General features: G+C 59.8%; 18 protein-coding genes. 14 read left to right on the top strand and 4 right to left on the bottom strand.

From position 1 onward, the window contains the following. Window positions 1–93: 93 nt before the first annotated feature. Window positions 94–1,053, bottom strand: a complete 960-nt coding sequence (locus tag ACVWSC_RS10415) for a LysR substrate-binding domain-containing protein (protein ID WP_442113555.1) — start codon at window positions 1,051–1,053, stop codon at window positions 94–96. Between the two features lie 99 nt (window positions 1,054–1,152). Here ACVWSC_RS10415 and ACVWSC_RS10410 point away from each other — a divergent pair, with 99 nt between their 5' ends. The 14 genes from ACVWSC_RS10410 to ACVWSC_RS10345 all read left to right on the top strand — a co-directional run bounded on the left by ACVWSC_RS10410 (window position 1,153) and on the right by ACVWSC_RS10345 (window position 19,628). After that, entirely contained in the window at window positions 1,153–2,244 is a 1,092-nt protein-coding gene (locus tag ACVWSC_RS10410; protein ID WP_442113554.1) for a tartrate dehydrogenase, read from the top strand. A gap of 194 nt (window positions 2,245–2,438) precedes the next feature. Next, entirely contained in the window at window positions 2,439–4,040 is a 1,602-nt protein-coding gene (locus ACVWSC_RS10405) for a BCCT family transporter (RefSeq protein WP_476461727.1), read from the top strand. 162 nt (window positions 4,041–4,202) lie between these two features. Then, entirely contained in the window at window positions 4,203–5,324 is a 1,122-nt protein-coding gene (locus ACVWSC_RS10400; protein WP_442113552.1) for an aromatic ring-hydroxylating oxygenase subunit alpha, read from the top strand. A 51-nt stretch (window positions 5,325–5,375) separates the two neighbouring features. Next, window positions 5,376–6,824 carry an NAD-dependent succinate-semialdehyde dehydrogenase gene (locus tag ACVWSC_RS10395; protein ID WP_442113551.1) on the top strand — a complete coding sequence of 483 codons (1,449 nt, stop codon included), beginning with the start codon at window positions 5,376–5,378 and terminating at the stop codon, window positions 6,822–6,824. A 61-nt stretch (window positions 6,825–6,885) separates the two neighbouring features. After that, a complete protein-coding gene (locus tag ACVWSC_RS10390; protein WP_442113550.1) occupies window positions 6,886–7,857 on the top strand; it encodes a PDR/VanB family oxidoreductase in 972 nt (323 codons plus the stop codon). Window positions 7,858–8,060: 203 nt separating this feature from the next. Next, on the top strand, window positions 8,061–10,082 hold the full coding sequence (locus ACVWSC_RS10385; RefSeq protein ID WP_442113549.1) for a type VI secretion system Vgr family protein: 2,022 nt from the start codon (window positions 8,061–8,063) through the stop codon (window positions 10,080–10,082). After that, window positions 10,079–10,930: a DUF4123 domain-containing protein gene (locus ACVWSC_RS10380; protein ID WP_442113548.1), complete on the top strand. Its 852-nt coding sequence runs from the start codon at window positions 10,079–10,081 to the stop codon at window positions 10,928–10,930. The genes ACVWSC_RS10385 and ACVWSC_RS10380 overlap by 4 nt, the downstream gene beginning before the upstream one ends. Continuing rightward, on the top strand, window positions 10,927–14,208 hold the full coding sequence (locus tag ACVWSC_RS10375; RefSeq protein WP_442113547.1) for a toxin VasX: 3,282 nt from the start codon (window positions 10,927–10,929) through the stop codon (window positions 14,206–14,208). Before ACVWSC_RS10380 ends, ACVWSC_RS10375 begins: the two co-directional genes overlap by 4 nt. Further along, window positions 14,205–15,152, top strand: a complete 948-nt coding sequence (locus ACVWSC_RS10370; RefSeq protein ID WP_442113546.1) for a hypothetical protein — start codon at window positions 14,205–14,207, stop codon at window positions 15,150–15,152. Before ACVWSC_RS10375 ends, ACVWSC_RS10370 begins: the two co-directional genes overlap by 4 nt. 121 nt (window positions 15,153–15,273) lie before the next feature. Continuing rightward, a protein-coding gene (locus ACVWSC_RS10365) for an IS3 family transposase (RefSeq protein WP_442108379.1) occupies window positions 15,274–16,409 on the top strand; the annotation gives its coding sequence in 2 pieces (ribosomal slippage) (window positions 15,274–15,547 and window positions 15,547–16,409; 1,137 coding nt in all). A 135-nt stretch (window positions 16,410–16,544) separates the two neighbouring features. Continuing rightward, a complete protein-coding gene (locus tag ACVWSC_RS10360; RefSeq protein ID WP_442113545.1) occupies window positions 16,545–17,105 on the top strand; it encodes a hypothetical protein in 561 nt (186 codons plus the stop codon). Then, on the top strand, window positions 17,102–18,016 hold the full coding sequence (locus ACVWSC_RS10355) for a hypothetical protein (protein ID WP_442113544.1): 915 nt from the start codon (window positions 17,102–17,104) through the stop codon (window positions 18,014–18,016). Before ACVWSC_RS10360 ends, ACVWSC_RS10355 begins: the two co-directional genes overlap by 4 nt. A gap of 182 nt (window positions 18,017–18,198) precedes the next feature. Next, a complete protein-coding gene (locus tag ACVWSC_RS10350) occupies window positions 18,199–18,711 on the top strand; it encodes a hypothetical protein (RefSeq protein WP_442113543.1) in 513 nt (170 codons plus the stop codon). Continuing rightward, entirely contained in the window at window positions 18,708–19,628 is a 921-nt protein-coding gene (locus tag ACVWSC_RS10345; RefSeq protein ID WP_442113542.1) for a hypothetical protein, read from the top strand. The genes ACVWSC_RS10350 and ACVWSC_RS10345 overlap by 4 nt, the downstream gene beginning before the upstream one ends. Window positions 19,629–19,878: 250 nt before the next feature. Here ACVWSC_RS10345 and ACVWSC_RS10340 read toward each other — a convergent pair whose 3' ends face one another. The 3 genes from ACVWSC_RS10340 to feaR all read right to left on the bottom strand — a co-directional run bounded on the left by ACVWSC_RS10340 (window position 19,879) and on the right by feaR (window position 23,051). Then, entirely contained in the window at window positions 19,879–21,366 is a 1,488-nt protein-coding gene (locus ACVWSC_RS10340) for an aldehyde dehydrogenase family protein (RefSeq protein WP_442113541.1), read from the bottom strand. Window positions 21,367–21,403: 37 nt separating this feature from the next. Continuing rightward, window positions 21,404–21,802 carry a c-type cytochrome gene (locus ACVWSC_RS10335; RefSeq protein ID WP_442113540.1) on the bottom strand — a complete coding sequence of 133 codons (399 nt, stop codon included), beginning with the start codon at window positions 21,800–21,802 and terminating at the stop codon, window positions 21,404–21,406. Window positions 21,803–22,133: 331 nt separating this feature from the next. Then, window positions 22,134–23,051, bottom strand: a complete 918-nt coding sequence (gene feaR / locus ACVWSC_RS10330; protein ID WP_442113539.1) for a transcriptional regulator FeaR — start codon at window positions 23,049–23,051, stop codon at window positions 22,134–22,136. Window positions 23,052–23,086 lie beyond the last annotated feature (35 nt).

Here is a 23,086-nt window from a genome sequence, read left to right as displayed (position 1 = left end):
TGTGCCTGACTAACCGCGATCGCGGGGCAAGCCCGCTCCCACCGGAGGCGCGGTTTGTAGGAGCGGGCTTGCCCCGCGAGGCGATGTGCCTGACTAACCGCGATCGCGGGGCAAGCTGCTCCCACCGGAGGCGCGGTTTGTAGGAGCGGGCAGGGTGTAGCGCTCGGCAAAATATTGACGGAAGAACTCCACCGCCACCCGCACCTTGGCCGAACTGGCCAGCGGCGAGGTGTACACCGCCCAGATATCCGCCGGTTGATGGTAGTCGGCCAACACCTGCACCAGGCGTCCATCGGCCAGGCTGTCATGCACATCCCACCATGAGCGCAGCAATATCCCGCGCCCATCCAGGCACCATTGGTGTGCCACTTCACCATGGTTGCTCGACAGGCTGCCAGTGACGCGCACACTCTCTTCACCCGTGGGCCCTTCCAGTTGCCAGATCCCAAAGGGGTGGTCGCGCTCTTTGATCACCAGGCAATCATGACTGGCCAGCTCAGCCAGCACTTTCGGCGTACCACGCCGCGCCAGGTACGCCGGTGAGGCGCACAGCACCCGGCGGTTGCGGGCCAACGGCTTGGCAATCAGGTTAGGGGCAATCACGTTGCCTACGCGGATATCCAGGTCCACGCCTTCTTCGATCAGGTCGACCAACCGATCATGCACATCCAGGCGAATGTCCAGGCGCGGATAACGCTCGGCCAGCTCCGACAAGGCTGGCGCCACGAACCGCCGCCCCAGGCCCAGGCTGCTGGCAATCCGCAGTTGCCCGGCTGGTTCGCGGTGCTGCGAGCTGATGTCATCGCCCATACGCTGCACAGCATCGAAAATCTGCTGCGCCCACTGGTAGACCCGCTCGCCCTCCTCGCTCACCGTCACCCGCCGGGTGGTGCGGTGCAGCAAGCGCACCTCCAGCGTTTGTTCAAGCACACGAATGCGCTTGCTGATGAACGCCGCCGACATGCCCAGTTCGTCGGCCACGGCGGCGAAGCTGGCACGCTTGGCCACTTGCAAGAAAATATTGAGGTCGTCGAGGCTCGGTAGATTATTCACGTTTTGTGCACTAAGAATCTATGAATGGCGAGATTATCTCTGAATCAAGCCCTTATAGCATGAGCCGCACCTGTTCCCTAGACAACGAGTGCGCCCCTCATGAGCAAGACATTCAAAATCGCTGCGATCCCTGGCGACGGCATCGGCATCGAAGTACTTCCTGAAGGTATCCGCGTGGTCGAGGCCGCTGCCCGCAAGCATGGCCTGGATATCAGCTTTGAATTCTTCGAATGGGCCAGCTGCGACTACTACCTGGCCCACGGCAAGATGATGCCAGACGACTGGTTCGAGCAGCTCAAGGGCTTCGACGCCTTGTACTTTGGTGCCGTCGGTTGGCCAGACAAGGTCCCGGACCACATCTCCCTGTGGGGCTCGCTGCTCAAGTTCCGCCGCGACTTCGACCAGTATGTAAACATCCGCCCGGTGCGCCTGTTCCCCGGCGTGCCGTGCCCATTGGCCGGTCGCGAGCCCGGTGATATCGACTTCGTGGTGATCCGCGAGAACACCGAAGGCGAGTACTCGTCGCTGGGCGGACGCATGTTCGAAGGCACCGAAAACGAGTTCGTCCTGCAGGAGTCGGTGTTCACCCGCCGTGGTGTCGATCGCATCCTCAAGTACGCCTTCGATGTGGCGCAAACCCGCGAGCGCAAGCACGTAACCTCGGCCACCAAGTCCAACGGCATGGCCGTGAGCATGCCGTACTGGGACGAGCGCACCGCCGCCATGGCTGCCAATTATCCGGAAATCAGCTGGGACAAGCAGCACATTGATATTCTCTGCGCCCGCTTCGTGCTGCAGCCGGAGCGCTTCGATGTGGTGGTGGCGTCGAACCTGTTCGGCGACATCCTCTCCGACCTCGGCCCGGCCTGCGCTGGCACCATCGGCATCGCGCCATCGGCCAACCTCAACCCCGAGCGCAAGTTCCCGTCGCTGTTCGAACCGGTGCACGGCTCGGCCCCGGACATCTTCGGCAAGAACATCGCCAACCCGATCGCGATGATCTGGTCCGGTGCGCTGATGCTCGAATTCCTCGGCAATGACGGCAGTGACCCGCGCTATCGCGCCGCGCATGACGACATTCTCAAGGCCATTGAGCAAGTCATTGCCAGCGGCAACACCACCCGCGACATGGGTGGCAGCAAGTCGACCCAGGAAGTGGGTCAGGCGATCACTGCATTGATCGAAGCGTGATGAGTGGGGGCCGATTATCAGAATTGTCTGACAAACCGGCCCCTTCCCTCTTGCGAGCGGCAACGATTGAATGCAGAATCTGTTAACCAAAAGATTCACGTTAACCCTAAGTTAACAAACCAAGGAAGGAGCTACACCGCAACACCCCGGAACGCCTGCCGGGTATAGATAAGTACGCCAACGTCCAGGAGACGATGATGTCGCACAAAAATAAAAAGATTGATGTGTTCCTGATTGCTGTGAGTTTGATTGCCGTGCTGCTCACTGTAATAGGCCTTGCTGTATTCCCTAGCGAAGCTGAAAGCGCCGCTAACCAGTTGTTCGAATTGTCTACCCGCACCTTTGGCACCAGCGTTCAAGTGCTGGTGTTCGGTAGTTCCCTGGCTGTGCTGTACCTGGCCTTCAGCAAATACGGCAACATCCGCCTTGGCAGTGGTAAACCCGAGTACGCCACGGCGACCTGGGTGTTCATGTTCATCTGCGCCGGCATGGGGTCCTCGACCCTGTACTGGGGGGTGATGGAATGGGCTTACTACTACCAGACCCCTGGCCTGAACATCGCCGCGGCGACGCCCAAGGCGCTTGAGTACAGTATCAGCTACTCGTTCTTCCACTGGGGCGTCAGTGCCTGGTCGATCTACGCCCTGGCGTCGCTGGCGATGGCGTATCACTTCCATGTCCGCAAGAAAAGCGGCCTGAACCTGGCCTCGATCGTTGAAGCGGTTACCGGCTTCAAGGCCACTGGCCCTGTCGGCCGTACCGTCGACCTGATCTTCCTGCTGACCATGATGGGTGCCCTGACCGTATCGCTGGCCCTCACCGCCTCGACCCTGACCCGCGGCCTGCATGACCTGGCCGGCACCCCGGACACTTTCACCGTGCAGTTGATGGTGATCGGTGCGGTGGCAATCATGTTCTCGCTCAGTTCCTACATCGGTATTGATGGCGGCCTGCAGCGCTTGAGCAAAATGGTGTGCATCGGCGCACTGGTGTTTGCAGCGGTGGTGCTGCTGGTCGGCCCGACCCAGTTCACCATCAACAACACCGCCAATGCCGTGGGTCTGATGATCCAGAACTACGTGCACATGAGCCTGTTCACCGACCCGGCCGGCGACGGTGCCTTCACCCGTAACTGGACCGTGTTCTACTGGCTCTGGTGGGTGTCCTACGCTCCAGGCGTGGCGATGTTCGTGACCCGCGTATCGCGCGGCCGGCAGATCAAGGAAGTGGTCTTCGCCCTGCTGCTCGGTGGTAGCTTCGGTTGCTGGTTCTTCTTCGGCGCCCTGGAAAGCTACAGCATGCACCAGTTCATCAGCGGTGCCGTGGACGTGCCGAAAATGCTCAGCGAACAAGGCGGTGAGTCGGCCGTGACCCACCTGTTGCTTGCCTTGCCGTGGGGCCAGGTGTTCCTTGGCGTGTACCTGTTCATCATGGCGATCTTCTGTGCATCGCACATGGACGCTGCCGCCTATGCGGTAGCCGCGACCAGCACCCGTAACCTCAGCGAAGGCGACGACCCGACGCCAACCCATCGCCTGTTCTGGTGTGTGGTGCTGACCCTGGTGCCGCTGGCCATGCTGTTTGCCAAGGCCTCGTTGTCGACCATGAAAACCGCTGTGGTGCTGACCGCGATCCCGTTCATGGTGATCCTGCTGGTGAAGATCTATGGCTTCTTCAAGTGGATGATCCAGGACTACGGCCAGGTACCGGCCTACCGCATTGAAGAAGAAGCGGCGCGTATGGCCGGTGAGGAGCCGCAACACCAGGCCCCACGCAGCGCTGCTGCCGTGCACTAAACACCCGCTGTAGGAGCGGGGTTGCCCCGCGATCGCGGTGTGTCAGCCATGACGCATCGCGGGGCAAGCCCGCTCCCACCAGACAAATTTTTTTGCCTTGCTTGTTAACTGATAGATACACGTTAACTGATAACTAAAAAACCGAGCTTGTGAGACCTGATCATGAATGACTTCAAACGCCTGCCCGCCGATTTCTGCGCCAACGCCGAAGAGGCGTTCACCATCCCTGCCAGCTTCTACACCCAAGCGGCAGTGTTCGAGCACGAGAAAGAAAACATCTTCGCGCGCAGCTGGATCTGCGTCGGCCACCGCAGTGAAGTGGCAGAAAACAACGCCTACATCACCCGCGAAGTGATCGGCGAGAGCATCATCGTTGTGCGCGGTCGCGACAGCGTGCTGCGCGCTTTCTACAACGTGTGCCCGCACCGTGGTCACCAGCTGCTCAGCGGCAACGGCAAGGCCAAGAACGTCATTACCTGCCCTTACCACGCCTGGACCTTCAAGCTCGATGGCGACCTGGCCCACGCCCGTAACTGCGACAACGTGGTGAACTTCGACAAAGAGAACTCGTCGCTGGTGCAACTGCGCGTCGAAGAGTACGCAGGCTTTATCTTCATCAACATGGACATGGAAGCAGGCTCGGTAGAAGACCAGTTGCCAGGTCTGCAAAAGCGTATGCGTGAAGCCTGCGCAGTGATCGACGACTTGCACCTGGCCGCGCGTTTTGTCAGCGACACGCCAGCCAACTGGAAATCGATCGTCGACAACTACCTCGAGTGCTACCACTGCGCTCCGGCTCACCCTGGTTTCTCCGACTCGGTCGACGTTGGCCAGTACAGCCACACCATGTTCGGCAACTGGACCTTGCAGTACGGTCTGGCCAAGCCATCGGAGCAGTCGTTCAAGTTCGACGAAGACGTCAAAGACCCCTCCTTCGCCGGTTTCTGGGCCTGGCCGTGCACCATGTTCAACGTGCCGCCAGGAGCGAACTTCATGACCGTGATCTACGAGTTCCCGGTTGACGCTGAAACCACCCTGCAGCACTACGACATCTACTTCCTCAACAAGGACATCACCGAAGAGCAGCAGAAGCTGATCGACTGGTACCGCGAAGTGTTCCGCCCTGAAGACCTGCGTCTGGTCGAAAGCGTGCAGAAGGGCCTCAAGTCCCGCGGTTACCGTGGCCAGGGCCGGATCATGGCTGACCGTGAGCGCAGCGGCATGAGCGAGCACGGCATCGCCCACTTCCACAACCTGATCGCCGTCGCCCACCTCAACGACTGATAACCCGCGCCGCAGGCTTCACAGCCTGCGGCGGCCTTCGGAGTGCCTTGCGTGAAACTCAATGACAATAAGCTGTTCCGCCAGCAGGCGTACATCGCCGGACGCTGGTGCGACGCCGATGATGGCCGCAGCCTGGCGGTCACCGACCCGGCCAACGGTGAAGTGCTCGGCAGCGTGCCGCTGATGGCTGGTGCCGAAGCGGTCCGCGCCATCGAAGCGGCCGAAGCCGCCTTGGGCGACTGGCGCGCGCGCACCGCCAAAGAACGTGCGCAGATTCTACGCCGCTGGTTCGAACTGCTGCTCGAACACGAGCAGGACCTGGCACGCCTGATGACCTTCGAACAGGGCAAACCGCTGCACGAAGCCCTGGGCGAAATTCGCTATGCCGCATCGTTCGTCGAGTGGTTCGCCGAAGAAGGCAAACGCATCTACGGCGACGTGATTCCAAGCCCGGCCAATGACAAGCGTCTGCTGGTAATCAAGCAAGGCATCGGCGTGTGCGCCGCCATCACGCCGTGGAACTTCCCGGCAGCGATGATTACCCGCAAGGTCGCCCCTGCCCTGGCCGCCGGCTGCACCATCGTGGTCAAACCCGCCAACGAAACGCCCTACTGCGCCCTGGCCCTGGCTGAACTGGCCGAACGTGCCGGCGTACCGGCCGGCGTGTTCAGCGTAGTAACCGGTGATGCACCGGCAATTGGCGCGCAGTTCACGGGCCACCCTTCGGTCCGCAAGCTGAGCTTCACCGGTTCCACGCCAGTGGGTCGCCTATTGATGGGCCAGTGCGCTGAAACCATCAAGAAAGTCAGCCTGGAACTGGGCGGCAACGCGCCGTTCATTGTCTTTGACGATGCCGACATCGAGGCGGCAGTCGAAGGCGCACTGATCGCCAAGTACCGCAACGCCGGTCAGACCTGCGTGTGCGTTAACCGCTTCTACATCCACGACAGCGTGTACGACCAGTTCAGCCAACGCTTCATTGAGCGTGTGCAGCAACTGGGCGTCGGCCATGGCAGCGCCGAAGGCACGCAGATCGGTCCGCTGATCAGCGACAAGGCAGTGGCCAAGGTGCGCAGCCTGATCGACGACGCCGTCGGCAAAGGCGCCGAACTGGTCCTTGGCGGCCAGGCGCATGCCTTGGGTGGCAACTTCTTCGAGCCGACCGTGCTGGCCAATATCGGCCCGGGCATGGAACTGCTGGAAGAGGAAATCTTCGGCCCGGTGGCAGCGCTGGTGCGCTTTAGCAGCGACGCCGAAGTCATCGCCCTGGCCAACGCCACCCAGTACGGCCTCGCCGCCTACTTCTACAGCCGTGATATCGCCCGGGTGTTCAAGGTCGCCGAGCAACTGGAGTACGGCATGGTCGGCGTCAACACCGGCTTGATCTCCAACGAGGTCGCGCCGTTCGGTGGCATCAAGCAATCGGGCCTGGGCCGTGAAGGCTCCAAATACGGCATCGAAGATTATCTGGAAATCAAATACCTGTGCCTCGCCGTTTGAGCGAACACGGGTTTCGGGACGCGGCAGGGCCTGCCGCGCGCCCTTGCAGTCGAGGTGAATCATGGCCAACAAATATGAAATGTTCAGCGTCCAGGTAACCGCAGTCGAACAGGCTACGCCGCTGATCAAGCGCTTCACCCTGGCCCGCGAAGACGGCGCGCCAATGCCCGCCTTCACCGGCGGCAGCCATGTCATCGTACAGATGCAGGGCGCTGATGGCAGCCAGCTCAGCAATGCTTACTCGCTAATGAGCGACCCGCGCGACACCCGCAGCTACCAGATCGGTGTGCGCCTGGAAGAGCAGTCCAAAGGCGGTTCGGCGTTCATGCACCAGCAGGTGCAGGTTGGCACCCGCTTGACCATCTCCTCGCCCAACAACCTGTTCGCCCTCGACCCCACTGCCGGTCGCCATGTGTTGATCGCAGGCGGCATCGGCATCACCCCGTTCCTGGCCCAGTTGCACGAGCTCGAAGGCGGCGCCACCGGCTACGAACTGCACTACGCCTTCCGCGCGCCGGAGCACGGTGCGTTCCAGGAGCAACTGGCCAGCGGCCCACATGCCGACAACACCCACTTCTACATCGACAGCCTGGATCGCAAGCTTGACCTGAGCGCCCTGTGCGCCAACCTGGCTGACGATGCTCACCTGTACGTGTGCGGGCCCAAGCCGTTGATCGATGCCGTGATCGCCACGGCCGCCAAGGCCGGTATTGCCGAGCAGCGCGTGCATTGGGAACAGTTCGCCGCCGCACCGGTGAGCGGTGCTGCCTTCACCGTGGTACTGGCGCAATCAGGTATTGAGCTGCAGGTAGAAGAAGGCATGAGCATTCTTCAGGCCATCGAGAAATCCAAGGCTGCCAAGGTCGAGTGCCTGTGCCGTGAAGGTGTGTGTGGCACCTGCGAAACCGCCATCCTGGAAGGTGAAGCCGAGCACTTCGACCAGTACTTGAGCGATGACGAAAAAGCCGCACAGCAAAGCATCATGCTCTGCGTGTCGCGCGCACGTTCAGCACGCCTGGTGCTGGACCTGTAATCCACACTCACACGGTAGAGCAACAGTCTTGCCCAGTGGCGGCGCGCTGGCCTCTTGGTCAACGGTCACTCGGGCAAGGCCTCCAATCAGTAGCCCCCACCATCGATAAATGCCGACGCATTTTCGGAAGCGTCTGACATCATCTCCCAGCAGAGCCAGGTAGTGTTTCCGGGTTGATTTTCTTCCCGTTTAAGGAAAAACACATGCCTGCCAACACTGCGCACTTTACGCTAGAAATCCCTTCAGTTCGCAACGACTTCAAGGTCCTGGGCTTCCACGGCACTGAAACCATCAGTTCCCTGTACGCGATTCAGGTGGAGTTGGTCAGTGAATACGCCAACTTCGCTATCGAAAGCCTGCTCGGCCAACCCGCCTTCCTGCAATTCGGCCGCAACGGCGAAGGCCTCCACGGCCAGATCGAAAACGCCCAGATCAGTGAGCCGGGCACACGCCTGACCCGCTATCACCTCACCCTGGTCCCGGCCCTGCATTACCTGCAGTTCAGCCACAACCAGCGGATTTTCCAGCAACTGAGCGTGCCGCAGATTATTACCCAGGTGCTCCAGGAGCATGGCATTCAGGCCGATGCTTTTACCTTCCATGTCAGCCCCAGCCCGGAACGCGAATACTGCACGCAGTATGACGATGCCTCTGACTTTGACTTCATCCAGAGGCTATGCAGCGAAGAAGGCATTGCCTGGCACCACGAGCATAGCTGCGATGGCCACCAACTGGTGTTCACCGACCATCAGACCTTCTTCCCCAAACTCGGGGCGACGCCTTTTCAGCAGGACAGCGGCAGGGTGGCCGAGCACCCAGTGGTCAACCGGTTCTCCCAACGCCTCAGCACACGTACCAGCCGCGTCACTCACCGCGACTATGACCTTAAACGCCCGAGCCGGTTACTGGAAAGCCAATCCAGCGCCGACTTCAGCCCTGTCCTTGAAGACTACCGCTACCCCATACCCTTCAACACTGAAGAGCACAGCAAACGGCTGGCCCGCCAAGCCTTGGAGCGGCACCGGATCGACTACCAACTGGTCGAAGGAACAAGCGATCAACCCGAGTTGCGCAGCGGTCATTTTTTCGACCTGATCGAACACCCGCGCAAAGCCTGCAACAACTTGTGGCTGCTGCTCAGCGTGACCCACGAAGGCAAGCAGCCGCAGGTGTTTGAGGAGTCAGCCAACAGCGGCGGGCAAACCGAAGACGGCTTCAGCCAAGGCTATCGCAACAGTTTCAGCACCATTCCCTGGGACGTGTTCTACCGACCGCCGCTGGTCACCCGTGAAGCGGTGTTGGTCAGCCAGACCGCACGCGTCACCGGCCCCGAGGGCGAAGAAATCTACTGCGATGAATTCGGCCGGGTGAAAGTCGAGTTCCACTGGGACCGTGCCGAGCTGAACAGCGACAAAAGCAGTTGCTGGTTGCGGGTGGCCTCCAACTGGGCGGGTCCGGGGTTTGGCGCAGTGACGGTGCCGCGCATCGGCATGGAAGTGCTGGTGACCTATCTGGAGGGCGACCCCGACCAGCCGCTGATCAGCGGCTGCATTGCCAACAAGCTCACACCAACGCCCTACCCTTTGCCCGCCAACAAGACCAAGACCGTGTTGCGCAGCCGCAGCACGCCCAACAGCAGCGGCTACAACGAACTGTCGATCGAAGACCGCAGCGGTCAGGAGCTGATCTACCTGCGGGCCCAGCGCGATATGGCGCAAAAGATCGAGAACGACAGCCGCCTGGAAGTCGGTAACGAGCGGCGGGCAACCATCAAGGGCAACAGCATCGTGATGCTCGAAGCTGAAGAGCAGCACAGGGTGAGCGGCGACCGTAAAGTCGAGCTGCAAGCCAACGACTACCTGCACGTCGCCAACAGCAGTCATTCCCAGGTCGGGCAAACGCTGGTGACCGATGCCGGTCAGCAAGTGCACCTCAAGGCCGGAGCCCAGGTGGTGCTCGATGCCGGGGCCAGCATCAGTTTGAACGGTGGTGGTCAGCACATTGTGATCGGGCCTGGGGGTGTTTTCAGTAGCGTACCCATCGTTCTGGGTGGCGCGCCGATTTTGGGGACTCCCGTAGAGCAGGCTTTGCCAGTTGCACCGATAGCCACCGAGGCGCCGCCTGCGTTGTCGCTGGTTGACCAACAAGCGACATTGATACAAACCGCTCAGCAAGCCGCCCCTTTCTGTGCCGCCTGTCAAAAATTGGCGGAGCCGAACCCATGAATCAGGCTTATCTACTGCTCGATGGTGCCCTGATCGATAACCTGCCGGGCCGCCTGCTGGCGCTTACCGGCAGTACACCGTATCAATCGCTGTATCAACACACGGCGTACCGCGCGCTGCTGGCGGTGAGCCCGGTGTTGGTGCCGGTTATTCCGGGCAGCCCGCTAGCACTGCATTTTGCCCAGGAGTGGAATGAGACGTCGGGTATTTGGCTGGAGTCCGAGGCGAAAGAGTCAGTGCTAATGCAGCACCTGCGCAGCCTGGTTCACGTCCGCGTCGAGGGTGACGTCAGCGTGTTCTTTCGTTACTACGACCCCCGAATCACGCACCTATGGCTGGCAGGCCTGGAACCCCGGGAGCGGGATCGGTTGATGGGGCCGATCCGCCTGATTTCATTGCCGGAGTCGCTGTACCCCGGCGGGATCATTCGCCAGGAAAGCCCTGAGCAGCCCATCGCGCAGTACAGGGATAAGCCTTGGCTATTCCTTTCCCCCGAACAGGTGGCGCATTTGAACGGTGCCAAACGCCAGCGCCTGACCGAGCAACTGATCGAGCATTGCCAGCAATACGTTCCCCAGCGTCTGCAAGGCCTGGATCTCGCTGCACAACAGCAGTGGGCTTTGGATTGTCAGTGCAGCGCTGAGCGCCACGGCTACAGCGCCGTCGATCAAGTCACGTGTTGGGCCAACCTTCGCGCCGTGCTAGGCGACGAATTCCCTAACGCGGCAGACCACGCGGTTTACCGCCGGATCTTGGACAAGAAAGGCGTATTGCCTGCACAACGTCTCGACAACCTAAGTGCCGAGCTTCAACGCCAACTGCTCACCGAGAAGGAACTGATCGCATGAGTGCAGAAAAACTGGCAATGGTCGACCGATTGGCTCAGGCCGACCGCGCCGCCAAAGCGCTGCCCCACGAAGATATCAACAGCTACATCACGCCCTGCCTTGCCAGTAAACCTGACCTGTTCGTGGTCCCGGTGCGCTATGCCCTGGCCGAAGAACCCGCAGCCCACCCCAGTTGCACCCCCGGCGTTACCACCCGCAGCCATCCCTTGGCGGCTCGCCGCTTGCGCAGCGGCTTTCTCTACCTGTGGCAACACCAGGGCCCGCTCAAGCGCTATGCCGTCGGGCAGAACGGTTTGCTCAGCGAACAAACGCTGGACGAAGACGACACCCGCTTGATCGAAGGCACCCTGGCGGGGTTGGCCCTGGCAAAAGTCCATGACGCCTGGATGCTCTACTGCGAATACCCCCTGCCCCTGGAACAGTGCGAGGCGTTAAGCACCAGCAATGCCCTGCGCAACACGCACATGCGCCGCATCGCCTTGCGCACGGTGGCCAACGAGCTGCAGGCGCCGCACTGCCCACCGCTGAGCTGCGCCGATCAGGTCATCGCCGAACTGATCCCCACCACCTACGCCCGCGCGTTGAAGGCCGATTACAAAAACGGTGATGACGACACCGCCGCGCTGGGGGCGGCGGTCATGAAAGAACCCACCACCGCCACTATCGATGCCTACACCAAGGCGATGCACCGCGCCCGTGAACGGGAAAATTTCATCCACCAACACCCCGAGGCCAGTGACGAGGCGCCGGGCCAGTGGAGTGCCGAAGCATGGCAGGGGCAAAGCACCCGGGACTGGCTGGAAAGCGCCCAGGCCCAGGCCAAAGGCTGGTACCCGGTGTTTGCCTGCCTGGACGACGACCTCGGCGTACTGCGTGATATCAACCATGAGCAAGAGTGGGTGGAAGCGCGACACGAACAGTGGGTCGGCGACAACAACCTGCGCCTGAGCGTCGGCGGGTTTGTGCGCAGCCTGGTCAGCGAAGACGGTGCTGAACTGGCGGGTACGCTCAACTACAGCTACAGGGGCCGCGGCTTCAGCCTCACGCCTGAACAGGGCAAGGTCATGCTCGACGCCCGGGATCGCCAGCACCAACTGGACGCTGAACTTAAAGCGGAAACCCAGGCGCGCCGTTACGGTGGTCACCCCACCCAGGCTGAAGCCGATGCCCGCGATGCGCGCATTGCCGCAATCCTTGCACCGGTGAGGGCCTTTATTCCGGCAGATCTGTACTACGACGCGCAAGAACTGGTGCGCCAATACCGCGAGAAAAAACAGGCAAACCTCGATAACGATTTCCTCAGCGACAAGGTCGCTGAATACATCGACCTCGAGGCGATGAACACCTGGCTTGATACCACCGCGCCCGCGCATTTCCAGCATGTCGAACAACGCCATACCGCCCTGTATCGTGACCGGGGCGTATTCCTCAAGCGCTCAAACAACGGCACCTGGTTTGTCGACTACCACGACCGCGACCACCGCCAATGGCTGACCCAACTGGCCACCGCCTGCCTGACCGCCCAGTGCATCCGCACCCATGGCGCCGAACAATACGCCGACTACGTGCGTGCTGCCGATGGTGGTGCCCTCACTCACCTGTTCCGTGCCTGGACGCCCTCGCTCGATGCCGCCCTCAACACCTCCACACGCCTGGGCGAACTGCTGACAGCGCTGGCCGCCGAAAACCTCGACGCCACCCGCCAAGTCCTGGCGCCACTGGGCAAGTTGATTCTGGACGACCTGGCAAACATGGCCCAACACGCCCCCCATTCGTGGAGCGTGTTGGTCAACCGCCTGGCGGCGGCCTTGCTGTTGCTCAAAGACGGCAACGCCTTCAGCAGCGCCTGGCTCGGCGTGTTCATCGTTGAGCGCCTGGGCAGCGGCACGCGTTTGCAGTCAGTGACCGAGGGTGGCCGACGGCTCTGGCGGTTGCTCGGGGAAAACGCCGAAGGGTTGACCCGCTGGGCGCGTGATACCGGGAAAGCGATTGGTGGCGGGCACGTGAAGCGGATTGCTGGTTCCCCCTTTGTGACCAATAGCGGTGGGGTGGTGCCACTGTTGGTTTTGCTGCTGAATTCGCTGAATGCGAGTAATTACCTGAGTCAGGCTGGGGCTTTGGAGGGGATGGACGATCAGCGTGTTAAAGACACTGTTTCCACGACTTTGTATACCGCTGCCGCGCTGACGGCGGTGATTGATAATCAGGTGCGCAAGGGGCTTGGAAAAGATCGCTTCCTATTTCGTTCAGCTCCGACCCCCACCCTGACCCTGTTTGGTGGGGTGATTGGTGGATTATCCGCCCGTGCAGCATTTGCAGAATTCCAGTCCCTGAAAGGTCAGCTAGAAAGTGCCCAGACTCGGGTCGACCCATGGCTAGAGATGCGTCAGACCGTGGTCGGGGGCCAGATAGCGGCCTATGGGGCTCAGGCACTATTGGGAGTAGTGCAGACGGGCAAAGCCTTAGCCGGTTTAGTGGAAGTTGAAGTTGCCATCATGCGCTATTCACTGTTCATGGGCCCGCTGAACTGGATCATCGTCGCGCTGGGCGTGCTGTACCTGATCACCTGGTTGTTTCAACAAACACCGACGCAGAATTTCCTCAGCGGCTGTTGCTGGTCAAAACTGCGGGCAGGCAATCTGGGGCCTATTCCAGCCAAAGCCCAACAAGCCGAACTCAACCACCTGTACAACATCCTCTATACCCCCCGGGTGAGCATGAAGAGCCACTTGGACATGGGCTTTTACCCTAGTCCCTTGGGGTTGGGCGGCGAAAGCACTATCGACTCCCTGACCATCGACTTGCCTGGGGCCGAGCCCGCTAGCGCCTACCTGCGACTTAGCCTGATGGGTGATCCATGGGATAGCCAGCTCTCCGACTATTTGACCAAACACCGCCCGCCCAGCGAACACCGAGAGGCCAGGCCTTGGCGGAACATGACACCGCACTGGTTGCCCAGCAGCACCTGTAGCTGGATACCGGCCAAAGACGGCCAAGGCTTGCGCCTCAGTGGTCCCTTCAACACCGAATGGGGTGTCCTGGGATCAAAACCGCGCACCGTCTCCCTGCGTCTGTGGTACCGCAACCCCTTAACCGCACTGCTGGGCGCCGGAACCTTTATCGGTGGTGAACGGGGCGTGGCCTTCACCCTGAATGACCACGCAGGCGTCGTTGCCCTGCGCAACGACCCAACTCCAGAACTGGACCAGATGCCGAAATTCGAGCTCGGCGCAGGCCTTCCCGGTGCCCATTACCTGCAACCCAAGGACAACACATGAGTACGCCACCAGCAGGTACCACGAAAAAACGTTTGTTTTCGCGTAATGACTATTTGGCCCCGTTGCCTATTCCTACGGGTAGAAAGCCTTCTGATGTGCTTAACATCATTTGGCGCAAGAACGAGGTATTTCTTGATATCAGCAATTACAACATCGGTTCGGCAGTGCTAGTGATGTGGCCGATGGTAATGCTGTTCTTAACCATCGCTTACTTCACCCGAAACTTCAATACTGACGACAGTCAAGTTACTTTGATAATGGGTGCAATTATTATGGCCCCCGGTGTATTTTTGTTTATATTGGGGCTTTTCCGCGACACCCCTCTACCCGTGCGTTTCAATCGACAACGCCGCGAAGTGTGCGTACCTCAGGCGGATGGCGAGTACTGGATTGTCCCGTGGGAAAGCGTGACGGCCGCAGCGACACAACACTCGTCGGTAAGCCAAGCGGGTAAAAATACCATGGGCTTATTGGTCATCGGCTTTGAGAACCCCGACCCGCAGGCCAAGGACGAACACAAACATTATTCAATGGGCTTCAACTGTGGTGGCGGCACCACCGCCATGGCGTTGTGGGAGTGCATCCGCAGTTACATGGAAGTTGGACCGGACGCCGTTGAAGATCTGACTGCACGCTTCGACAGATCTAAAGGTATATGGGCGACCTACCTGGACGACCTTGTCAAGGCTGCAAAGTTAAGGGGCTGGTTCATCACTCTTATTTGGGAAGGTTTCTGCGGAATTTTCATTTTCAACACGCTACTTATAGACGTTATTGAGCGCTGGAAACTGAACCCACCTCCAAGCCTGACCTACCCCGCCATCATCGAGTGGTCCAAACCACTGCCGCCCGAACAGTGGGCCAAGCGCTCCCCTGAATTGGAAATCGCCATCGCCGAGCGTGAGGCTGAATTGGCTGCACTGGCGGCACAGAAACAAACCTGATGCAGCTTTCAAATAGCGAAACGGAAAACCTGGCTCGGTGGGAGCGGGCTTGAACTGGCCTAATGATCCTGGACACCTCAATCGGGCGCTATGATGGCGCCCAAACCTGAGGTGTTTGGATATGCGTAATTCTTACTCGAGTGACTTCAAGCTACAGGCGGCCAGCATGGTGCTGGACGAAGGCCAATCAGTTCCACAGGTCTGTGCCAGTTTAGGCATTGGCCCTACAGCGTTGCGTCGTTGGGTCGATCAACTGCGCCAGGAGCGTCAAGGCTTAACCCCTGTGGGTGCCAAGGCAATAACGGCAGACCAGCAGGAAATCCAACGGCTCAAAGCCCTGCTCAAGCAGAAAGACCGGGATATCGAAATCCTAAAAAAGGCCAGCGCTCTCCTGCTTTTGGACGCCAAAGATCACTCGCGTTGATCGATGAGCTGGGTGAGCAATACGGCGTTAATGAGTGTTGTCGGGTGCTTGGGGTCAGCCGCAGCAGTTTCTACTGCTGGCGCCAGCGTAAGGACCGGCGTTACCCCGGACGGGAAAAACTCAAGGCCCAGTTGATCAGACATCATCGTGAGTCGAGAGGGGCGGCAGGTTCGCGCACCTTGGCCAAGATGCTGCAAGCCAGTGGACACCCAGTCGGCCGCTTCAAGGCGCGCCGCCTGATGCAAGAAGCTGGGATCAGCAGCCGTCAACGCAGACGCCACAAATACAAATCTTCAGGCGTTGAAGCCCTGACCGCACCGCACGAGCTCAAACGGCAATTCGATGTGCGGGCGACAAATGAGGTCTGGTGCGGAGATGTAACGTACATCAAGGCTGGTAAGCGCTGGCTGTACTTCGCGGCTGTCTTGGACTTGTTTGCACGGCGGATTGTCGGCTGGTCGTTCTCGATGATCTCGGATGCTGAACTGACCTGCGCGGCCTTACGCATGGCAACCGAGCTGCGCGGACGCCCCAAGGGTGTGCTATTTCACTCTGACCAAGGCTGTCAGTACACCAGCCACAAGTTCAGAAATGAGCTGCGCGAGCATGGGCACCGGCAGAGCATGAGCCGTAAAGGCGAGTGCTGGGACAACGCCCCGATGGAGCGGTTTTTTGGAAGCCTGAAATCTGAGTGGGTACCCGAAGATGGCTACGACTCGGAGCATGAGGCCCGAATGGATGTGCAGCGCTTTATCACCCGCTACAACACCACTAGGCCTCACAGCTACAACGGATACCGGTCGCCGGTCGAGGCAGAGAAGCTGGCGGCGTAAACCTTAACGGGTGTCCAGGATTACTTGACCAGTTCAGCTTGCCCCGCGATAGCGGCTCTTCAGTCACATCGCATCGCGGGTCAAGCCCGCTCCCACCGTGGGGACAAGCGCCATGACGATAGCGTTCAAGTCAGCATGAAGAGCCACTTGGACATGGGCTTTCACTCTAGTCCCTTGGGGTTGGGCGGCGAAAGCACCATCGACTCCCTGACCATCGACTTGCCCGGGGCCGAGCCCGGTAGCGCCTACCTGCGGCTGAGCCTGATGGGGGATCCTTGGGATAGCCAGCTCTCCGATTACTTGACCAAACACCGCCCGCCCAGCGAACACCGAGAGGCCAGGCCTTGGCGGAACATGACACCGCACTGGTTGCCCAGCAGCACCTGTAGCTGGATACCGGCCAAAGACGGCCAAGGCTTGCGCCTCAGTGGTCCCTTCAACACCGAATGGGGTGTCCTGGGATCGAAACCGCGCACCGTCTCCCTGCGTCTGTGGTACCGCAACCCCCTAACCGCACTGCTGGGCGCCGGAACCTTTATCGGCGGTGAGCGGGGCGTGGCCTTCACCCTGAATGACCACTCAGGCGTCGTTGCCCTGCGCAACGACCCGACTCCAGAACTGGACCAGATGCCGAAATTCGAGCTCGGCGCAGGCCTCCCCGGTGCCCATTACCTGCAACCCAAGGACAACACATGAGTACGCCACCAGCAGGTACCACGAAAAAACGCTTGTTTTCGCGCAATGACTATTTGGCCCCGCTGCCCATTCCTACCGGCGAAAAGCCCTGTGACATGCTCAACACCATTTGGCGCAAGAACAAGGCATATATCGATATTGGCAACTACAGCATCGGTTCGGCAGTGATGGTGCTATGGCCAATGGTGATGCTGTTTGCACTGATGTACTACATCACACCTGACCCTCTAATGCTGGGGGGGGCAATTATCATCGTTGGAGTTCCCACCTTGTTTTTGATCCAGGGCCTGTGCCGCGAAACGCCTTTACCCGTGCGTTTCAATCGGCAACGCCGTGAAGTGTGCGTACAGCTGGCGGATGGCGAGTACTGGATCGTCCCTTGGGAAAGCGTGACGGCAGCAGCGACGCAACATTCGTCGGTGAGTCAAGCAGGTAGAAACACAATGGGTTTATTGGTCATCGGTTTTGAAAACCCCGACCCGCAGGCCAAAGACGATCACAAACATTTTTCAATGGGCTTCAGCTGTGGCGGTGGTACCGACGCCATGGCGCTATGGGAGTGTATCCGCAGCTACATGGAAATAGGACCAGATGCAGTACCTGACAGCCGAGTAGGTATTGCACCCTACGAAGAAACGCAGATCGGTTCGATCATCACCGATTTACGCAAGGGGAATCTGCTGCAGGTTATGTGGGGAATATTCTGTATTACGATGCTGGGGACATACCTCGCGGAAAAACTACAGTACTTAAAGTTGTCGCATCCGCCTGATCTGACCCACCCCGCCATCATCGAATGGTCCAAACCACTGCCGCCCGAACAGTGGGCCAAGCGCTCCCCTGAATTGGAAATCGCCATCGCCAAGCGTGAGGCTGAATTGGCTGCGCGGACGGCACAGAAACAAACCTGATGCAGCCTTCAGTGTGCCCCGGCGGAAACAATAGCGAAACGGAAAACCTGGCTCGGTGGGAGCGGGCTTGCCCCTCGATAGCGGCTCTTCAGTCACATCGCATCGCGGGTCAAGCCCGCTCCCACCGTGGGGACAAGCGCCATGACGATTGCGTTCAAGTCAGCATAAAGGGTCACTTGGACATGGGCTTTTACCCTAGTCCCTTGGGGTTGGGCGGCGAAAGCACCATCGATTCCCTGACCATCGACTTGCCCGGGGCCGAGCCCGGTAGCGCCTACCTGCGGCTGAGCCTGATGGGGGATCCATGGGATAGCCAGCTCTCCGATTACTTGACCAAACACCGCCCGCCCAGCGAACACCGAGAGGCCAAGCCTTGGCGGAACATGACACCGCACTGGTTGCCCAGCAGCACCTGTAGCTGGATACCGGCCAAAGACGGCGAAGGCTTGCGCCTCAGTGGTCCTTTCAACACCGAATGGGGTGTCCTGGGATCAAAACCGCGCACCCTATCCCTGCGTCTGTGGTACCGCACCCCCCTAACCGCACTGCTGGGTGCCGGAACCTTTATCGGCGGTGAGCGGGGCGTGGCCTTTACCCTGAACGACCCGACTCCAGAACTGGACCAGATGCCGAAATTCGAGCTCGGCGCAGGCCTTCCCGGTGCCCATTACCTGCAACCCAAGGACAACACATGAGTACGCCACCAGCAGGTACGACGAAAAAACGTTTATTTTCGCGCAATGACTATTTGGCCCCGCTGCCTATTCCTACGGGCAGAAAACCTTCTGATGTGCTCAACATCATTTGGCGCAAGAACGAGGTATTTCTTGATATCAGCAATTACAACATCGGTTCGGCAGTAATGGTGCTATGGCCAATGGTGATGCTGTTTTTGGGGCTGGCCTATTTCTTCAACGACCCTGACGCGCTGATTTTGGGGGCTTGTATTACTGGTATTCCTACTTTTCTTTTGATCCAGGGTCTGTGCCGCGAAACGCCTTTACCAATGCGTTTCAATCGACAACGCCGCGAAGTGTGCATACCGCAGGCGGATGGCGAGTACTGGATTGTCCCCTGGGAGAGCGTGACAGCAGCGGCGACGCAACATTCGTCGGTCAGTCAGGGGGGTAAAGTCACGATGGGCTTATTGGTCATCGGCTTTGAGAACCCCGACCCGCAGGCCAAGGACGAACACAAACATTATTCAATGGGCTTCAACTGTGGTGGCGGCACCACCGCCATGGCGTTGTGGGAGTGCATCCGCAGTTACATGGAAGTTGGACCGGACGCCGTTGAAGATCTGACTGCACGCTTCGACAGATCTAAAGGTATATGGGGGACGTACCTGGACGACCTCGTCAAGGCTGCAAAGTTAAGGGGCTGGTTCATCACCCTGATTTGGGAAGGTTTCTGCGGGATTTTCATTTTCAACACGCTACTTATAGACGTTATTGAGCGCTGGAAACTGAACCCGCCTCCAAGCCTGACCTACCCCGCCATCATCGAGTGGTCCAAACCACTGCCGCCCGAACAGTGGGCCAAGCGCTCCCCCGAATTGGAAATCGCCATCGCCGAGCGTGAGGCTGAATTGGCTGCACAGAAACAAACCTGATGCAGCTTTCAAATAGCGAAACGGAAAACCTGGCACGGTGGGAGCGGGCTTGCCCCGCGATTGCGGCTATTCAGTCACATCGCATCGCGGGTCAAGCCCGCTCCCACCGGTAGGGCCAGCACAGCCACCCCTCCAAATGGATAAGCCCACAGCCCTCAACGCCAAAACCAACCCTTCCCCCCGACAATCCGTGAAAAGCCCCGCAAAAAAAAGGCAGGCCCAAGGCCTGCCGCAAAAGAGCATTCAACAATCAGTGCGCGATGCACACCGATTTAATTTCGGTATAAGCCTCAACCACACTGCGGCCAAACTCACGCCCCATACCCGACTGTTTGACCCCACCAAACGGCATGTTCGGGTCGAGCAGCACATGGGCGTTGACCCAGACGGTACCGGCTTCGATACGCGGCACCAGGTTCATCGCCTTGGTCAGGTCGTTGGTCCACAGGCTGGCCGCCAGGCCGTATTCGCTGTCGTTGGCCATGGCAATGGCCTGTTCCTCGTCATCGAACGGAATCACCGAGAGCACCGGACCGAACACTTCAGCACGAGACACCGCCATGCTGTGGTCAACATCGGCAAGCACGGTAGGCTGTACATAGAAGCCGGCACTGTCGACCAGCTCGCCACCGGCAACCACGCGCGCACCTTCTTGTTTGGCGGTTTCGATGTGCTTGAGCACGCTCTGCTGCTGCTTGCGCGAGACCAGTGGGTTAACCACCGCAGTAGTGTCCATGCCAGCACCGATCGGCATGCCGGACACCGCCGCCGCCAGACCGGCCACGAAGTCGTCGTAACGCGAGCGGTGCACGTAGAAACGCGAAGCAGCCGCGCACACCTGGCCGTTGTTGAGTAGGCCACCCAGCAGCGCACCTTGCACGGCTTTGTCGATATCGGCATCGGCCAGAATGATCATCGGGTTCTTGCCACCCAGCTCCAGAGCAAAGCGGGTCATGTTCTGCACGGCAACGCCGCCGACGATCTTGCCCACCGCGGTGGAACCGGTGAACGACACCTTGTCGATGTTCTTGTGTGAGGCCAGTGCCTGGCCGACGTTGCCTGCACCGGTCACCAGGTTGAACACACCAGCAGGCACACCGGCCTCAATGGCCAGCTCGACCAGGCGCAGGGCCGTCAGCGGGGTTTCCGGCGACGGCTTGATCACCACCGTGCAGCCGGTGGCCAGCGCGGGCATGAGCTTCCAGGTGGTGATCATCAGCGGGAAGTTCCACGGCACGATACCGGCAACCACTCCCACCGGCTCGCGGCGGGCAAAGGCGGTGTAGCGTGCGCCTTCGGGCAGCGGGATGGAGACGTCGAGGGTCTGCCCTTCGATCTTGGTGGCCCAGCCGGACATGTAGCGCATGAACTCAACGGTAGCGTTGACATCCAGCATCCGCGCCATGTTGATCGATTTGCCTTGGCACAGGGTTTCCAGTTGCGCCAGTTCTTCGCCGTGTTCTTCGACCAGGGCGGTGAAGCGCAGCAGAATGCGCTCGCGATCAGCCGGGCGCAGCCCCGACCAGACTCGTGTTTCGTGCGCCTTGCGTGCCGACTGCACCGCACGGTCGACCAGCTCGGCGCTGGCGTCAGCCACTTGGGCGATGGTTTCGCCGGTTGCCGGGTTCAGTACCGGCGAGCTGCTGCCTTCAGGCACCACCCACTGACCATCGATGAAGCACCCGTGCCGACGCTGCAGAAACGCCGCGACCTGCGGCAGTACATCAACCTTGCTCATACTCATTCCTCATCATTCATTGAACCGATCCGACCGATCACTTCTGGGTCAGGAAGCAGGCAACTGCGGCGCTTTCGTCAGCGGAAGCCATGCCCATGTAAGGCATGTAGGTACCTGGCACGTAGGCCTGTGGCTGGGTGATGAAGGCTTGAAGGGTTTCGGCTTTCCACGCGACGGCCTTGTCTTTCATCGCCTGCGAGTAGCTGAAACCGGGGAAAGTGCCCGAGGTGCGGCCTGCCACACCATGGAGGTTGACCCCCATCATGCCGGTCACGCCTTCCTTGACCGCATGGCACACCGAGCAGTCCCTGGCGAACAGTTTGCTGCCGGTTTCCACGGCGGCAGGCACACAGGCCGCAGCCTGCACCTGAGCCACCTGGAACAGCGCTAGCACGGTAAAGCCAGCCAGGCACTGGCGAATCTTGTTGTTATGCATGGAACTGAAACCTCTGACCTGAGCATCCACATTGCCCGCTGAGTCTCCTGCCACGGGGAAGCCTGCGACCGCTCAAGGCGGATCGTTGGCTTTTGACATGTCGATTTAAACCGGAGTGGTCAATGAAGGTTTTTTTCTGCCTGCCAGTCGTATTGGTTGTACTGCCAACACGACTGGCAACTCATTGGCTGGGGTGGCCGTACCGGCCCGGTGGGAGCGGGCTTGCCCCGCGATCTGGCGCGATACAGCAAATCGCGGGGCAAGCCCGCTCCCACCGTGCCGGATGCAGGTGTGTAGTGCACTTCAGGGCGGAGATGGGGCAGCCCGTGAATCAGTGCTGGTAACGCTTGCGGTACTCGCCCGGCGCTACGCCAAAGCGGGCTTTGAAGGCGGTAGAGAAGTAGCTGGCGTCAGAGAAACCCCAGGCATACCCCAAGGCAGAGAGCTTCTGCTCCGCTCCACCATGACGCAGGGACTCGGCACAGAAGTCCAGGCGGCGGTTCTTGATGTACTGCGCCACCACCAGGCCCTTTTTCGAGAACATCCGGTACAAGCCGCGCACCGACACGCCAACCTCTCGCGCCAACAGTTCCGGGCACAGCTCCTCATTGCGGATGTGTTCATCGATGAAGGCAATGGTTTTGCGAAACAGCCGCTCATGCACGTCCGGATCCGCTTCGGTGCTGCCAATCACCGGGCGCAACAGGCTGATGATCGCCTCCAGGGTCGCTTCGCTTTCCTGCAGGCTGAGGCTGTCGTGGCGGGTGGCTTCCAGCACCAGACGGTTGGCCAGCAAGGCGATGGGCGAACGGGCATCGATGCGCTGTGCGCAGCGAATGTTGCTGAAACGCTGACTGTGCTCGACCAGGTGCCGCGGCAGGATCAACGACAATTGGCGGGAGTTGTCACTGTAAGTGAAGTCGCTGGGCAAGGTCGCGTCGATCAGGGTGATGTCGCCAGGCGACAGCATGACGCGGTTGCCGCCCTGCTCCATGACCGCCTGGCCCTGCAACTGAAACGCGGCGAAAAAGTGCCGGTTCTCGCTTTGCTCGACCTCGCGCCCGGTGCGATAGAGGCGGGCCTGAGTAACATCGACGAAACTGGCCTTGAGCGCACCGGCCTTGTGCTCCTTTACCGAGCCGGCAAAGTCAGGCCCCAGGGTCTGGGCGCAGAAACGGCCGCAGGCCTGATTGATGTTCTGCAGCCATTCATCAAAACGGTCTGCCCTGAGTGCATTTGCAGTCATCATGATGTTACAGGCCTCACTGATATTTTTATTATTTG

The sequence above is a fragment of the Pseudomonas sp. NUPR-002 genome (assembly GCF_056322725.1).
This window is presented reverse-complemented; position numbering and strand designations above follow the sequence as displayed.

Bases quoted from the DNA above. Each gene is read 5' to 3' on its own strand.
- ACVWSC_RS10410 (WP_442113554.1), top strand. From the start codon at position 1,153: ATGAGCAAGACATTCAAAATCGCTGCGATCCCTGGCGACGGCATCGGC.
- ACVWSC_RS10405 (WP_476461727.1), top strand. From the start codon at position 2,439: ATGATGTCGCACAAAAATAAAAAGATTGATGTGTTCCTGATTGCTGTG.
- ACVWSC_RS10400 (WP_442113552.1), top strand. From the start codon at position 4,203: ATGAATGACTTCAAACGCCTGCCCGCCGATTTCTGCGCCAACGCCGAA.
- ACVWSC_RS10390 (WP_442113550.1), top strand. From the start codon at position 6,886: ATGGCCAACAAATATGAAATGTTCAGCGTCCAGGTAACCGCAGTCGAA.
- ACVWSC_RS10385 (WP_442113549.1), top strand. From the start codon at position 8,061: ATGCCTGCCAACACTGCGCACTTTACGCTAGAAATCCCTTCAGTTCGC.
- ACVWSC_RS10380 (WP_442113548.1), top strand. From the start codon at position 10,079: ATGAATCAGGCTTATCTACTGCTCGATGGTGCCCTGATCGATAACCTG.
- ACVWSC_RS10375 (WP_442113547.1), top strand. From the start codon at position 10,927: ATGAGTGCAGAAAAACTGGCAATGGTCGACCGATTGGCTCAGGCCGAC.
- ACVWSC_RS10370 (WP_442113546.1), top strand. From the start codon at position 14,205: ATGAGTACGCCACCAGCAGGTACCACGAAAAAACGTTTGTTTTCGCGT.
- ACVWSC_RS10360 (WP_442113545.1), top strand. From the start codon at position 16,545: ATGAAGAGCCACTTGGACATGGGCTTTCACTCTAGTCCCTTGGGGTTG.
- ACVWSC_RS10355 (WP_442113544.1), top strand. From the start codon at position 17,102: ATGAGTACGCCACCAGCAGGTACCACGAAAAAACGCTTGTTTTCGCGC.
- ACVWSC_RS10350 (WP_442113543.1), top strand. From the start codon at position 18,199: ATGGGCTTTTACCCTAGTCCCTTGGGGTTGGGCGGCGAAAGCACCATC.
- ACVWSC_RS10345 (WP_442113542.1), top strand. From the start codon at position 18,708: ATGAGTACGCCACCAGCAGGTACGACGAAAAAACGTTTATTTTCGCGC.
- ACVWSC_RS10340 (WP_442113541.1), bottom strand. From the start codon at position 21,366: ATGAGCAAGGTTGATGTACTGCCGCAGGTCGCGGCGTTTCTGCAGCGT.
- ACVWSC_RS10335 (WP_442113540.1), bottom strand. From the start codon at position 21,802: ATGCATAACAACAAGATTCGCCAGTGCCTGGCTGGCTTTACCGTGCTA.
- feaR (WP_442113539.1), bottom strand. From the start codon at position 23,051: ATGATGACTGCAAATGCACTCAGGGCAGACCGTTTTGATGAATGGCTG.